Source organism: Planomonospora parontospora, assembly GCA_014647935.1.
Classification (GTDB): Bacteria; Actinomycetota; Actinomycetes; order Streptosporangiales; family Streptosporangiaceae; genus Planomonospora; species Planomonospora parontospora.
In genome coordinates, this window is sequence record BMQD01000004.1 from 67720 (window position 1) to 82026 (window position 14307).

The 14307-nt window shown below is 71.6% G+C and carries 14 protein-coding genes and 1 tRNA gene; 10 read left to right on the forward strand and 5 right to left on the reverse strand.

Annotated elements, in window-relative coordinates; all coding sequences use genetic code 11:
- Nucleotides 1–49 precede the first annotated feature (49 nt).
- From pilM to IEZ07_RS07935, 8 genes are all read left to right on the forward strand, one after another.
- Complete coding sequence (gene pilM / locus IEZ07_RS07900) at nucleotides 50–1087, forward strand: type IV pilus assembly protein PilM (protein WP_191894157.1); 1038 nt, start codon at nucleotides 50–52, stop codon at nucleotides 1085–1087.
- Entirely contained in the window at nucleotides 1087–1809 is a 723-nt protein-coding gene (locus IEZ07_RS07905) for a PilN family protein (protein WP_191894158.1), read from the forward strand. Before pilM ends, IEZ07_RS07905 begins: the two co-directional genes overlap by 1 nt.
- The gene (locus IEZ07_RS07910; RefSeq protein WP_191894159.1) at nucleotides 1809–2441 is read left to right on the forward strand and encodes a type IV pilus inner membrane component PilO; all 633 of its coding nucleotides are present in this window, start codon (nucleotides 1809–1811) and stop codon (nucleotides 2439–2441) included. The genes IEZ07_RS07905 and IEZ07_RS07910 overlap by 1 nt, the downstream gene beginning before the upstream one ends.
- A 227-nt stretch (nucleotides 2442–2668) precedes the next feature.
- Entirely contained in the window at nucleotides 2669–4489 is a 1821-nt protein-coding gene (locus tag IEZ07_RS07915; protein WP_191894160.1) for a putative Ig domain-containing protein, read from the forward strand.
- The gene (locus IEZ07_RS07920) at nucleotides 4489–5331 is read left to right on the forward strand and encodes a PulJ/GspJ family protein (protein ID WP_191894161.1); all 843 of its coding nucleotides are present in this window, start codon (nucleotides 4489–4491) and stop codon (nucleotides 5329–5331) included. Before IEZ07_RS07915 ends, IEZ07_RS07920 begins: the two co-directional genes overlap by 1 nt.
- A 29-nt stretch (nucleotides 5332–5360) precedes the next feature.
- A complete protein-coding gene (locus tag IEZ07_RS07925; protein ID WP_191894162.1) occupies nucleotides 5361–6914 on the forward strand; it encodes a ricin-type beta-trefoil lectin domain protein in 1554 nt (517 codons plus the stop codon).
- 128 nt (nucleotides 6915–7042) lie between these two features.
- Nucleotides 7043–8350, forward strand: coding sequence for a methyl-accepting chemotaxis protein (locus IEZ07_RS07930; RefSeq protein WP_191894163.1), 1308 nt, complete (start codon nucleotides 7043–7045; stop codon nucleotides 8348–8350).
- 280 nt (nucleotides 8351–8630) lie between these two features.
- On the forward strand, nucleotides 8631–9326 hold the full coding sequence (locus IEZ07_RS07935) for a trypsin-like peptidase domain-containing protein (protein ID WP_191894164.1): 696 nt from the start codon (nucleotides 8631–8633) through the stop codon (nucleotides 9324–9326).
- A gap of 80 nt (nucleotides 9327–9406) precedes the next feature.
- Here the strand turns inward: IEZ07_RS07935 and IEZ07_RS36175 are convergent, their stop codons facing one another.
- Nucleotides 9407–10351: a DUF6597 domain-containing transcriptional factor gene (locus IEZ07_RS36175; protein WP_307729008.1), complete on the reverse strand. Its 945-nt coding sequence runs from the start codon at nucleotides 10349–10351 to the stop codon at nucleotides 9407–9409.
- Here IEZ07_RS36175 and IEZ07_RS07945 point away from each other — a divergent pair.
- The gene (locus IEZ07_RS07945) at nucleotides 10341–10883 is read left to right on the forward strand and encodes a TIGR03086 family metal-binding protein (RefSeq protein ID WP_191894166.1); all 543 of its coding nucleotides are present in this window, start codon (nucleotides 10341–10343) and stop codon (nucleotides 10881–10883) included. The genes IEZ07_RS36175 and IEZ07_RS07945 overlap by 11 nt on opposite strands.
- Nucleotides 10884–11542: 659 nt before the next feature.
- Here IEZ07_RS07945 and IEZ07_RS07950 read toward each other — a convergent pair.
- From IEZ07_RS07950 to IEZ07_RS35520, 4 genes are all read right to left on the reverse strand, one after another.
- Complete coding sequence (locus tag IEZ07_RS07950; protein ID WP_191894167.1) at nucleotides 11543–11851, reverse strand: helix-turn-helix domain-containing protein; 309 nt, start codon at nucleotides 11849–11851, stop codon at nucleotides 11543–11545.
- Nucleotides 11851–12219: a type II toxin-antitoxin system RelE/ParE family toxin gene (locus tag IEZ07_RS07955; protein WP_204054308.1), complete on the reverse strand. Its 369-nt coding sequence runs from the start codon at nucleotides 12217–12219 to the stop codon at nucleotides 11851–11853. Before IEZ07_RS07955 ends, IEZ07_RS07950 begins: the two co-directional genes overlap by 1 nt.
- A 388-nt stretch (nucleotides 12220–12607) precedes the next feature.
- A tRNA-Arg gene (locus tag IEZ07_RS07960) sits at nucleotides 12608–12682 on the reverse strand.
- 81 nt (nucleotides 12683–12763) lie between these two features.
- On the reverse strand, nucleotides 12764–13240 hold the full coding sequence (locus tag IEZ07_RS35520) for a C40 family peptidase (RefSeq protein WP_301549310.1): 477 nt from the start codon (nucleotides 13238–13240) through the stop codon (nucleotides 12764–12766).
- 644 nt (nucleotides 13241–13884) lie between these two features.
- Between IEZ07_RS35520 and IEZ07_RS07970 the strand changes: the two genes are divergently transcribed.
- Entirely contained in the window at nucleotides 13885–14268 is a 384-nt protein-coding gene (locus IEZ07_RS07970) for a response regulator transcription factor (protein WP_239319670.1), read from the forward strand.
- Nucleotides 14269–14307 lie beyond the last annotated feature (39 nt).

The window sequence follows — 14307 nt, forward strand, 5'->3', positions numbered from 1 at the left end:
CGCGACCCGCCGCCCGACCCCGACCGCCTTCGATGACGAGGAGCACCTGATGGCCACCGTCAACCCCATCGGACTGGACATCGGTTCGATGTCGATCCGCGCGGTGGAGACCGCCCGCGGCAAGGACGGCCCGGTCATCACGAACTCCGGGATGGTCCCGCTCCCGCCGGGCGCCGTGCAGGGCGGGGTCGTCCACGACGCCAAGGCCGTCACCGCCGAGCTGAAGCGGCTCTGGTCGGCGACGAAGTTCCGCACCCGCAGGGTCGTGATCGGCGTGGCCAACCCCCAGCTCGTGGTCCGCGAGATGTCGGTGAGCAACCTCCCGGCCCGCGAACTGCGCCGCTCCCTGCCGTTCCAGGTGCGCGACGCGCTCCCGCTCCCGGTCGAGCGGTCGCTGCTCGACTTCTTCCCCCTGGAGGACCCGGGAACGCAGGAGACCGTGCGCGGGCTGCTGATCGCCGCCCCGAAGGAGGCCGTGCTCACCGCCGTGCAGGCCGTCGAGCAGGCCGGGCTGCACGTCGCCCGCGTGGACCTCGCCTCCTTCGCGCTGCTGCGCGCCGCCTCGCGCCTGGACTCGCAGGTGGAGGCCATCGTCGACATCGGCGCCCGGTCGACGAGCGTCATCGCCCACACCGACGGCGTGCCGCTGATCGTCCGCACGCTCCCCCGCGGCGGCGCCGAGGTCACCGAGACCGTCGCCGCCCGGCTCAACGTCGACGTGCCGACCGCCGAGGAGCTCAAGTGCCGCATCGGCGTGCGCGAGGACCAGGACGGTGAGGAGGCCGCTGCCGCCGCCTCGGTGATCCGCGAGGCCGTACGGCCCCTCATCGGTGAGATCCGCAGCTCCTTCGCCTACCTCGGCTCCGGCAGCAAGCCGACCCGCGTCACCCGGATGGTGCTGTCCGGCGGCGGCTCCCTGATGCCCGGCCTGGTGGAGATGCTGCACGCGCAGCTCGGCATCGACGTGGTGCCGGGCGACCCCACGGTGCGCATCCGCCAGGGCCGCCGCGGCAAGCACGACAACCTCGACCGGTTCCGCGCGGCCGCCGCGGTCTCGATCGGACTCGCCATGGGAGCAGCAGCCTGATGACCACCACCCTCACCCCGCCCGAGTCCGGGGCGCCGGTCCTGGACCCGTTCCGGCCGCTGTCCATCGCGGCCGACCTGCTCCCGCCGGAGATCACGGCCGCGCGCCGGGGCCACCGGGCCCGCGCGGTCGTCCTGTCCGCCCTCGCCGTGTTCGCCATGCTGCTGGCCGGCTGGTACGTCGTCGCCCGCCAGCAGACCGCGGAGGCCGAGGACGCCGTGGCCGTCGCCCAGGCCGACGTGCAGGACCTGATCCGGCAGCAGCGGGAGTTCTCCGACCTCGTCACCGTCCGGTCGCAGGCCGAGACGATCGGGGCACGGCTCTCCACCCTGCTCGCGAACGACCTGCGGTGGGCCACCGTACTCTCCTCGGTCCGCAAGGCCGCGCCCGCCGGAGTGGAACTCGTCAGCGTCAACGGCAAGGTCGACGAGCGGGGCGCTGAGGCGGCCGGCTCCGAGCAGCTCAACACCTCGGGCGAGAAGCTGGTCGGCGAGCTGAGCATCACGGGCACGGCCGGCGGCAAGCAGGCCGTGACCGAGTACGTCGACGCGCTCGGCGGGATACCCGGCCTGGGCAACCCGCTCCTCACCGACGTGCGCGAGGAGGAGTCCGGCGTGGGCTTCGCCGTACGCACCGACCTCACCGAAGCCGCCCTCGGCGGCCGGTACACCGACCCCGCCGACACCGCGGACACCGCGGACACCGCCAAGAAGGGGGACTGATGTTCTCGGGACGCACGGACCGGCTCTGGATCATCGGCGGCGTCCTCGCCGCCGCCGTCCTGCTCGTCGCCGGCTGGTTCCTCCTCATCAGCCCGGAGAAGGCCGAGGCCGACCGCCTCCACGGGGACGCCGAGACCGCGCAGACGCAGGTGGCGACCCTGCGCAGCAGGCTCGCCGACCTGGAGCGGGAGAACGCCGACCTGCCGCGGTACCGGTCCGAGCTGACGGAGGCCCGCAAGGCGCTGCCCGCGACGGCGGACTCGGAGAAGTTCCTGGAGCAGCTCCAGCAGGCGGGCGAGGCGGCGGGCGTCTTCCTCCAGGGGGTCAACGTCGGCGATCCCGCCAAGCTCGAAGGCACCGACGCCGTGATGCACCACCTGTCCGTGGCCGTGACGGTCACCGGCGGCGCCGCCGAGACGGAGGAGTTCCTGGACCAGATCCAGCGGGTGCGGCCGCGGGCCGTACTCGTCGAGAGCGTCACGCTCGGCGGAGCGGACGACGAGGACACAGAGGGCGCGGAGGGCGGCGCGCTGAACACCGTGGTCAACCTGCAGATCTTCGTCGCCCCGCCGGACGGGGCGAAGCCGGCTCCGGCCGCCGCTCCCCCGGCCGCCGGCGGGAACGGCTCGTAGCGACCCGGTGGGCGGCACGCAGCGGCATGGCAGCGGCTCGCCGACGGAGGCGGCACACGGCGGCGCGGCGACCCGAGATGGAGGCGGCACACAGCGGCGTGACGACCCGCGACGCGGCGCCGCCCGGAAATCCCCCGTGAGCGCTAATCAGCGGCCCGCAGTCGCCGATCGGTACAGGTAGCCCGTCCTTCGAGGACGGCCCCAGACGATGGAACCCAGGAGGCGTGATGCCAGCCGGTCGAGCCGACCGCCGGGCGGCCGGGGCGCGCACCGCGCCGCCGGCCCCCGCCGCCGTGCGCGGCCGCGTGCCCGCGCCCGTGCGCGGTGACGGCGAGGCGGGCTTCACCTTGATGGAGGTGCTGGTCTCCATGGCGGTGATCGGCACCGTCATGGCGTCGCTGACCGTGTTCTTCACCAACTCGCTGGCCTTCACCAGCCAGCAGCGCAGCCAACAGGTCGCCGTCCAGCTGGCCGGCGACGGCATCGAGCGGGCGCGCGCCCTCAAGGGGTCGGCGCTGCTCGCGGGACGGGGGCAGGACCGGGTGATGGCCTGGTGGAACAAAGCAACCAATCGCGACACAACCGATCCCGTCGCACAGGAAGTACAGAGACACCTGGGGTCGGCGAAGGCCGGCTGGGACCCGGCCCTGCCCACCGGCTTCGGCGACGGCGCCTCCGCGCCGCTGCCGACCGAGCCTGAGAGAGTCTCGGTCAACGGCGTGGAGTACACCCGGACCTGGTACGTCGGCCGCTGCCGGCAGCAGGCCTCCCCCCTCGCCGGATCCGCCACCGAGCGCGCCTGCACCGACCCCGACCCCCGCGTCCCCGATCCCGATCCCGCCAGCGCGGACGTGCCGTTCTTCCGTGTCGTGGTCGCGGTGGAGTGGAGGCACAAGGGCTGCGCCGCCGAGAAGTGCGTGTACGTCACCTCGACCCTGATGAGCCCGACCAGTGAGCCGATCTTCAACGTCAAGCGGCCCCCGCCCTCGGTGACCGATCCCGGCGCCCAGTACGGCTACCGCGGCACCGACGCGAGCCTGCAGCTCGTCGCGACCGGAGGACGGCTCCCGCTGACCTGGTCGGCCACCGGCCTGCCCGCCGGCCTGAGCATGTCCACCGGCGGCCTCGTCACCGGTCGTCCGACCGCGCCCGGGACCTCCCCCGTGACCTCCACCGTGACCGTCACCGTGACGGACCGGCAGCAGGACACCGACAACGTCCAGTTCACCTGGACGGTCTTCGACCTGCCCGCACTCACCGACCCCGGTGACCAGGCGACCCGGGCCGGTACGGCGGTCTCGCTGGCGATGCCGGCGACCGGGGGCCGGCCCGCACTGACCTGGTCGGCCACCGGCCTGCCCGCGGGCCTGTCGATCGACGCGTCGACGGGTCGCGTCTCCGGGACCCCGACCGCTCATGGAACGACGCCGGTGACCGTGAAGGTCGCCGACAAGGGAGGGAAGACCGACGCGGTGACGTTCACCTGGAAGGTCCTGACGCTGGAGCTCGCCGAGGCGAACGCCCGGGCGAACTACATCCGGGACAAGGTCGACGGGGTCCGGATCAGGGCCACCGGCGGCGACGGGCCGTACACCTGGCGCGCCGAGAACCTGCCCGAGGGCCTGCGGATCGACCCGGCGACGGGTGAGATCTCCGGCACCGCCTGGCAGGGCACCCGGTACCTCACCACGGTGTACGTCAGGGACAGCGCGGGCGACGAGGTCTCCACCACGTTCCCCTGGCGGGTCCGGCCGCGCCAGCCGAACGACCTCAGCGTGACGCTCCCGGACCCGGCCGCCCCCGACCGGACCGGCACGGCCGGTGTGCAGGTCACGCTGGCCGCCGAGGCCGAGGGCGGGAGCAACAGCGGCTACAACACCTGGTCGGCGGAGGGGCTGCCGCCCGGGGTCGTGCTCACCCCCGTCGGCTACCAGGACGCGAGGATCACCGGCAGGCCCACCACCCGGGGCACCTACACCGTCACGCTGCGCGTGGAGGACTCCACCAACAAGGTCGCGACGCTGATGTTCACCTGGGTGGTGCGGTGATGGGCCCGACGACGCGCGGGACACCGTACCCGGACCGGACCGGATCTCTGCAGCCGCATCCCGACCGGGCCGGGTCCCGGCGGCCGCTCCCGGGCCGGACCCGCTCCGGACGCCTCCGGCGGGCCCGGCCCGCCGGGGACGCGGGCCTCTCGCTGACCGAGGTGATGGTCTCCATCTCCCTCATGGGCGTGATGATGGTGATCTTCACGACCGGGGTGCTCCAGGTCTACCGGGCCGTCAACGGCGTCGAGGCCCTGTCCGCCTCCCAGTCCCAGCTACAGACGGCGTTCCAGCGGCTCGACAAGGAGATCCGCTACGCCACCTGGATCTCCCAGCCGAGCGCCCCGATCCGGGACAACCGGTATGTGGAGTTCGCCTATGTGGAGCCCGTCGAGCGGAACCCGCAGACCGGGCAGGCGCAGACCGGGCAGGCGCAGACCGGGCGGGCGATGTGCGGGCAGCTCCGGCTCGACCTGAGCCGGGGGGTCCTGCAGCTCGTCCGGTGGACGCCCGGATCGCCGCCCGCGGAGGGCCGGCCCGGCGAGACGCTGGCCTCGGAGATCGCGGTCGACGACCTGCGCCAGGACCCGCCGCGCGGGACCGCGAAGGCCCCCTTCGTGTTCTGGCCCGCCGGGTCCCGGCCCTACGGCGGCTCCGGCGCGGGAACCGCCGGAGCCGACTTCACGCCCGACTTCCACCGGCTGGAGCTGCACCTGACCAGCCGCGTGGGCACCGGGGAGCACGCCCGCACCTCGAACCTCGACGTCACGTTCACCGCGCTGAACACGTCCCGGGAGACCCCGGCCGCCAACGTCTGCACCGAAGGAAGACCGTCGTCGTGACCCGTACCCTGCGCCGGAGGGAGACCGCCGTGACCCGCACGCCGAGGGGCGGCCGCCCGCGGCGGGGCCTCCCCCGCACCGCCTCCGACCGGGGCTCCATGCCCCTGGCCCTGCTGCTCACCCTGGTCGGCATCTCGCTGAGCGCGCTGCTGGTGCCGGTGGTGGTCAACCAGATGACCGCCACCCGCACCGTCTCCGAACGCGTCCGGGCACTGCACGCCGCCCAGGCCGGCATCGACGTCGCGGTCGGGCAGATCCGCGCCGCCGCCGACGCCGCCGGCAACGGCCTGGTGGAACGGCTGCCCTCGTGCGATCTGACGGGTGGCCTGTTCTCCGAGGACGGCACGGACTCCCCCCGCTACCGGGTGGAGATCACCTATCGTGACGCCGCCGGCGAAAAGCTCGACTGCGCCCCGACGGACGTGCCGGCCACCGCGTTGATCGAGTCCACCGGCACCGAGGCGCCGGACGCCGCCTTCGCCGCCGGTACGGCGGGCACCCGGACGATCAAGGCCACCTACGCGTTCCAGACCACCAACGCGAACATCGCCGGAGGGGCCATCCCCGTCGCCCAGCCGGCCTCGCCGCAGCTCTGCATGGACGCCGGCCCCGACGCGTCCCCCACGGCGGGAACCCTGCTCCAGATGCAGAGGTGCCAGCCCGGCGCCAGCCGGCAGCGGTTCGTCTACACCGAGGACCTGAGCCTCAAGCTGGTGGGATCGGAGATCGGAGAGATCTCGGAGACCGGGGAGCCCGAGAAGCCCGGGGAGGCGCCGCTGGGCATGTGCCTCGACGCGGGTTCCCCGCAGAAGACCGGGGCGAACGTGGTGTTCCAGCCGTGCAAGGGCCGCACGCCGCAGCAGCAGTGGAGCCTCAACGACAACTCGAACTTCCAGGGCACCGGCAACGGTGTCACCATGAACTCCTTCTGCTTCAACCTGAAGAACCCGGGCGCGCCCGGGGGCGTCATTCTGGGATCGTGCGGCACCACCCTGAACAAGCAGGTCTTCCGCGCGCAGACCGGCGTCGGCACCGGCATGGCGGGAGTGCCCACCGGGCAGCTCGTGAACTTCCGGCAGTTCAGCCGGTGCCTGGACGTCACCGACTTCACCGTGACCCGGCCCTACATGATCGTCTGGTTCTGCAAGCAGGCCCCCGACGGCAACGTCCGCTGGAACCAGAAGTGGTCGTTCCCCAAGGTCACGACCCCTGGGATCCCCGCCACCGGCCGCATCCGCACCGTCAACGACGCGGGCGCGGGATACTGCCTGCGCAGCCCCGCCTCCACCGCCGCCAACCAGTACGTCACGCTGGCCGCCTGCACCGCCACCGGCACCCTGGCGGCCAACCTCGCCTGGAAGGTGTACGGCGACACCGGCGACTACACCACCAGCTACCGCATCGTGGACGGCTACGGGAACTGCCTGACGCCGACCGACCTCGACACGCTCCAGCCCGACACGCACAGCGACGGCACCAGCAAGGCCAAGGTGGCCGTCTGCGACAGCTCCGAGCTGCAGAAGTGGAACGCCCCGGCCAACCTCAACCGGCCGCTGCCGCTGACGGACATCGCCGAGAAGTGAGCCGGCGGGACGCCCTCCCGGCGGACCTGCGGCGGTGCGGCCCGCATGCGGGCGGGACCCCACCGGTCCGCCGGGATGAATCGAGGGTCCGGCCTAATAATCGGCCGGCGGCACCCGATGGGACCACCATGAACCATGGGCGCCCGCGGGCCGGCCTCCCCCTCGCGGGACCCCCCGTCCTCCTCCTCGCCGTGCTCGGCCTCACCGCCCGGCCGTCCCCCGTCACCCTGGCCGCGACCGCCCTGCTGTACGGCACGGCAGTGCTCCTGACCCGCAGGCGGGCCCGACAGCGGGTCCGGTCGCTCCGGCACGCCGCCGAGGCCGTACTCGCCTCGGACGACCGCGACGCGCGCGTGGGGGCCGGTCACGGAGGCGAGCTCGGCGCGCTGGGCCGCGTCATCGACGCCATGCTCGACACGATCGCCGCTCAGCGCGCGGAACTGGACCGGGCCGCCGCCGCGCGGGAGGAGCAGCTCCACGCCACGTACGCCGAACGGCGGCTCAACGAGCAGCAGGCCCGCGAGCGCGCCCAGAAGATGATCAACAGCAGCATCTCGGCCATCATGGGCGAGCTGGAGGTCGTGGCCGGCAAGGCCGAGGAACTGCGCGCCTCCGCCGACGTCATCGACGAGCGGGTCGGCGCCACCGACGTGCTGACCCGGCAGGTCGTCGAACGGGGGCGCCGGGCCGGTGACACCGTCGAGCAGCTGGAGGCGAGTCTCCGCGAGGTGGAGGGGATGGCGCAGGCCATCTCGAACGTGGCCGCGCAGACGCACCTGCTCGCGCTGAACGCCACCATCGAGGCCGTCCACGCGGGCGAGGCGGGCAGGGGGTTCGGCGTGGTGGCCGACGAGGTCAAGGAACTGGCCATGGCGACGACCCGGTCGACCGAGGAGATCACCTCCATCGTCCGCTCACTGGAGGCGAACGCCGGCGCCATGGCGAGCGCGCTCACCGGCATGGCCGGCGGTGTCGACGACCTCGACACGGCCACCTCGCAGGTCGGCGCCATGACCCGGCAGCAGCACTCCGGCGTCCAGCTGGTGCAGGAGTACCTCGACCGGGCGATCCGCCGGATCTCGACCATGGCGCGGCTGAGCGAGCAGCTCGAACGGCGCAACGCCCCCCGCGCGCCGATCGGCGGCGAGACCCGGATCCGCCTGGGCGGCGGCAGCCACCCGGCACGGATGATCGACGTGAGCACCACCGGCCTCCACTGCTCCCTCCTGCCGGACAGCTCCCTCAAGCAGGGCGACCTCGTCGAGGTCGACCTCCCGCTGCCGGGAGAGCGGCCCCTGGCCCTGAGCGCGACCGTCGTCCACCGGAGGGCGCACGACGGCACCGTGGAGATCGGCCTGCACTTCACGGACGTCCCGCAGGCGGCCGAGGACCGCGTCCACCGCTACGTCGTCGCGGCCCTCAGCGACCTCGACTGACGGTGAGGATGTAGGGGAACGCCTCCCGGCGGGCCGCCCGCGGGCGGTGACGGACGGCCACGACGCGTACGAGACATACACCGACCGGCGGGACCTCCATGTTCGCCGAGAACGCGCTGGGAGCGGAGCCGGTCCTCGGCCTGTGCAAGACTTCTCCATTGAATCCGACGAAAGAGAAGAATCGGCACGTCACATGCCCCGTGATCTCCCTCCGCTGCCCGCTCCGAGCAGCTCACATGTCTGGCGCCGGGTCGCAGGGGCCGTTCTTCTGATCGTCTCGGTGTCCGCCGCCTCCGTGTTCGTCCTGACGAGGATGGCGATCCGGGCCTCGGATCCCCCCGCTCCTCCGTCCCCGCCCGCGGTCTCCACCGCAGCGGAGGCGGCGCGGCGAGGAGTGGTGAAGGTGACGGGGATCGCCCGCAGCTGCCGCAAGGTGATCGAGGGCAGCGGATTCGTCTACGCCCCCGGCCACGTGATGACCGCCGCCCACGTCGTCGCAGGCGTCGACCACCGCCAGCGCATCATCGACGACCGGTCGAAGGTGCACGACGCCAAGGTCGTGCTCTTCGATCCCGAGCGGGACGTCGCCGTCCTCCACGTACCGACCCTGCGGGCACAGCCGTTGCGGTTCGCCGAGGCCGGCCGGAACGTTCCCGCCGTCATCGCAGGTCACCCGCACGGCGCGGACTTCTCCGCCACTCCGGCGACGATCACGGCGACGCAGAACGCCTCAGGACGCGACCTCTACGAGACCACCGACGTCGTGCGCGAGGTCCATACGATCCGCGGCGAGGTCCAGCAGGGCGGCAGCGGAAGCGCGCTCCTCAGTGCCGGCGGCCGGGTCTACGGCATGGTCTTCGCCTCGGCCTCCGACCAGGCCGGAGTCGGATACGCCCTCACCTCGTCGGAGATCGCCCCTCAGGCGCGCGCCGGAGCCCGGCTCACCGAGGCGGTCGACACCCGGGACTGCGACTGATCGGGGCTTGAGCCTCAAGCCGCTCGAGATCGCGTGGTGGCGGTATGGACGACCTCCGTCGGCTCCTCGGCGGTGAGACGTCACTGCATGATCTCCTCGTGGCGCATCTGGAACTCGTCGAGCGCCGAGAACGCGTTCTCCGGGCCAGACGAGCCGTGCTGCGGGGGCGACTCCCCATGGGCACCGGGACGGGCCCCGCTCCCGAGCCGGGCGTAGGCCGCGGGTGGCATGCCGACCGCGGCGGTGAAGTCGCGGGTCAGGTGGGCCTGGTCGGTGTAGCCGAGTTCGGCGGCCAGCGCGGCGAGGCCGAGGCCCTGACGGACCCGTTCCGCGGCCTCGTGCAGCCGGAAACGGCGGATCACCCACTTGGGGCCGACACCGACATAGTCCCGGAACAGCCGCTGCAGCGAGCGCACCGACCGCCCCGATCCGGCGGCCAGCTCGTCGACCCTGGTCACGGACACGTCGCTCTCCGCCGTCGCGACCAGCGCCGCGACCTCCTCGACCAGCGGATCCCGCTCCGGCTCCAGCCCCAGCAGGAACGCCTCGGTGAGCGCGACGGCCGACCGGGGGCGGGGCTCGGCCAGCACCTGCTCGACTAGGGCCGCACCCGCTGTGCCGTACATCTCACCGATCTCCGCGAAGTGGCCGGTCAGCTCGGAGACCGGGCCGCCGAGGAACGGACGGAAGCCGCCGGGCCGGAAGCGCGCGCCGAGAACGCGCCCGCTGCCCCGCATCGTGTAGGAGAACCCGCCCCTGATCACCCCCGCGATCCGGTGGAAGTCCGGGCCGATGATCATGTTCACGGTGGGATGCGAGACGATGCGCTGTTCGTACGGCTCGGCGAGATCGGTCCAGGTGACGACCCAGAAGTGTTCCACGTACGCCGAAACCCCGGGTGACGGCGCGTGGCGGATGAAATCGAAGGCGCCGAGCCCCCCGTACGGGTCGACCCAGCCGCGCCGTCGCGTTTCTACAAGCCGCGCCCGGGGTGAGCGGGTCATCCTGGCTGCCATGGACGACATGATGCCGCTGATGGCGCGCGCCACCGAACGCACCTCGGAACTGGTGCGTGCGGTTCGGCAGGAGCAGTTCGGGTCGCCGACGCCGTGCGCGGAGTTCGACGTCGGAGATCTGATCAACCATCTGGAGTGGGTGGCGGAGTTGTTCGAGTCGCTGGGGCGCAAGGGGCCGTACGTCGAGCAGGGACCTTACGCGGACGACTTCCCCGAGCGGGCGCGGCGCACGCTCGCCGCCTGGTCACGGCCCGAGGCGTGGGAGGGGACCAGCCCCGCGATGGGCCTGCCGATGAGCACGCTGGCCCACATGTACCTCGTCGACCTGGTGGTGCACGGCTGGGACCTGGCCAGGGCCACCGGTCAGCGGTACGAGCCGGAGCCCGAGGCCGTCTCACGGGCGCTGGACTTCACCGGCCGGATGGTGGAGACGGGCAGGCAGCGTGGCGTCTTCGGGCCGCCGGTGGCGGTGCCGGACGGCGCCCCGGAGTTCGACCGCCTGCTCGGCGTCATCGGCCGGGATCCGGCCTGGGCATCGTGATCTTCTCTGCTCGCCGTGCGTTCCGGTTCCGTGTCCCCCTTGAGAACCGCGAAGGACGATTCGGCCGATCTCGCCGCCCCAGTGCCTTGATCCGCCTGACCGGACAGTCCGTACGCCGAATCGGCTGATCGGGCTCCGTTTCCTCCGTACCGGACCAGGCCCCGGCGAGACCTCCCCCTTGGGGCCTGGTTGCATGCATGATCCCGTCATCATCCACGAGATGAGCAGCGGTGGCGACCTTGCCGACGAAGTAGCCATTGAGATGGTCACCGTCGCAGGCGTACCGCAGCAGCCACGGACGCGCTTGGAAGGCGCCCATCTGACAGCAGCAGTCCGACAGAGAGGGTCCGTCCCGATGCCGTCGGTCTTCCGGCGCATCCGGCCGGGACCGCCGATGGTGCTTCTCCTCGTCCGGATACGGCTCCCCGTCATGAGGCAGGGGTGAATCCGAACCTTGCCGATGCAGGTGAAATGCATGGTCGAACAGAGCGATCCGGGATCCGAGCGATCCGCACTCGGTCGTCATGCTCACCGGTGGACGAAGGACTCGATTCGCTCGCTCATGTCCGGGATGATGCGGCCATAGAAGGCAGAAGACGCATGAGAACACGAACAAGCCGACAAGGCAGCGCTGATCTGAAGCTTCTCGTGCATATCGATCACGCGGCGTGGGCCTCGAACCAGAGGGAATCCAAGTCGTCACCCGAGGTGATGCGGACATCAGCGTCGAGAGCGGCGGCCAGGTGCCGCAGCAACGCGACGGTGGGCGCCGTACCGCCCTCCTCGATGCACTCGATCTCGTCCTCGGTCATGTCCGCCCGCTCGGCCAGTTCGGCCACGCTCAGGCCAAGGGCCGTACGCCGGTCGTACAGCGCCTTGCCGAAGGCCAACGCCTCACGGATCGCCGCTCGCTCAGGGTCGTGGATCTGCGTCTCGGGACGCACCCAGCGGGTGTGGTAGCCGGCCATCACACCTGCCTCTCGTAGGTCTCTGTCACCGGTTCCCAATGATCACGCTCACAGATCTTCTGCGCCCGGACCGCCCGGTCGATCTGTCGCTGATCATGCTGCTTGGTCTTACGGAAAACCGTAAGCAACACGATGATCCTGTCTGGAGTACACCAGTACGTTACCCGATCTGCAACATCACGAAGCCGTATCCGCAGCTCCCGCACAGGGCCTTCCAGATGATCCGACCACGGCCCGCCGAGTTCGGCACCCTTCTCCGCGAGCAGACCGGCCACCTCGTCGACCCGCTTGAAGTCACCGTCACTGAGGGAGTCGAGCCATTCGCGGACTTCAGGTTCGATCTCGAAGTCGTACAGTTCCCGCGCCACCTCAAGCCTCCTCGCCGCAATTTCGCCGAGGATAATGAACCGATCGCACACCGTGAGCGGTTTCCCCGTAGACGACCAGGACGATCTTCTCCGGCATCACGTCCGAAACGGCAGTGCCCAGGACGTGGAGATCGCAAAGCCAGCCTGCTGAGCCCGACGTGTATGCGTGCGACGCCGTGGAGGCACCCGTTCCGACGAACCGCACCCGCAACGGCAGCGCATCGCATCCGTATCGACCGAGAGGGGCACCACCGGAGAAAACCTGGTGGTCATGATCAACGCCCGTTCTGCAGCATCCAGCGTCTACGGCCGTCGCGGGACGGTAAGACCGACTCATCGCCGGGAAAGCAAAAGGCCAGGTCAGACGATGTCTGACCTGGCCTTCGGTTGGTGCCCCCTGCAAGATTCGAACTTGCGCTCCCGGCTCCGGAGGCCGGTGCTCTATCCCCTGAGCTAAGGGGGCCAACGAGTCATTAGGTTACCAGCATCCGGAGGCTGCTCGACACTCGTTAGGCGAAGCAGATGATCTCAGGGGGCGGAGGGGTCAGCGGGTGGAGGGCCGGACGGCTCCGCGGTAGCGGGCGCGGTAGTAGGAGGAGCCGGCGAAGTCCACGGTTCTGACGACGTCACCGGTCTTGGGGGCGTGGACCATGGTGCCGTCCTCGAGGTAGACGCCGACGTGGGTCGGGTCGCCGGAACCGCCTCCGAAGAAGACCAGGTCGCCCGCGCGGAGCTGGGAGAACGGCACGCGGCGGCCCTGGCGGAACTGGCTGCCGGTGTAGTGGGTGAGCCGGACCCCGGCCTTGGACCAGGCGTGCAGGGCGAGCCCGGAGCAGTCGAAGCCCCCGCGGGTCGGTCCCCTGCCCGACCCGCCGCCCCATACGTACGGCGTGCCGAGCTGGCGCAGGGCGGCGGCCGCGGCCGTCCGGCCGGGGGTCAGACGGCGCTGGATCCCTAGCGGCCTCGCCGGCGATCCGGGTTTCCGGCCCTCCGACGACCCGGGCTCCCGCTGCCGGGGCACGGACGGCCGTTCCGCCGGCGTGAGCTCCTCCGGCCTCGGCGAGGGGCGAGGATCCCGCCGGGGCCGGGGTTCGGCCTCGCCGCCCGGCGTGACTCCGGGCCCAGGTTCGGTCTCACCGCTCGGCTTGGCTCCGGGCCGGGGTGCGGGCTCCTCCGCAGGCGCGGCGCCGATCGGCCGGAGGGCGGCCTCCGCCCCGGGTCCGGGCAGCGGTCGGGGTCCGGGGCGCCAGGCGGCCGGAGGCTCCCACCAGGACGATGGGCCCGGTCCGTCCGAGGGCCCGGCGCTCCGGCCGTCCTCGCAGGCCGCGACCGCCAGGGCCCAGACCTCCTCGGGGATCCAGCGCTGAACGTGACCCGGGAGCCCGTGGAGGTGAGCCGGGCACCACAGCCGCGTGTGGAAGGCTCCAGGACCACCCGAGGGTGCTGCGGCGAGGGCGGCGGCGACGGTGAGAGCGACGATCATGTGCGGACCTCCTGGGCTCGTTGGACGACCGAGCTCAGGATCCGCAGAACGGGGTGATCACAAATGGACCGAGTCCGGTTCTGTGGATGACCTGCCGGACGCTCCGTCGCCTGTGGACGGGAGGGGAACACGTATCCCGGAAAACCTCGCATGATCGTTGCCGAAGGGTTAGCTTGGCGGCCGTGGACGAGTTTCTGGGCAAAGTACTGGTCGTGGACGACGACGAGGTCATCCGGCAGCTCATCGCGGTCAACCTGACGCTGGAGGGCTTCCAGGTGGAGACCGCCCTCGACGGGCAGGACTGCCTGGACCGGGTGCCGGACGTGCGGCCCGACGTGATCACTCTGGACGTCATGATGCCGAGGCTGGACGGCTGGACGACCGCCGCCCGGTTGCGCGGCGGCGACGGCACCGGTCACATCAAGATCGTCCTGATCACCGCTCGGGCTCAGGAGGAGGACAAGCGGCGGGGCATGGAGATCGGGGTGGACGCCTACCTCACGAAACCGTTCGACCCGGCCGAGCTCATCCAGGTCGTCCGCGACCTGGCCCCCAAGAAGGACTGACCCTCCTGGAGCCCCGAGCGGGACCGGCCCGCCGGGGAC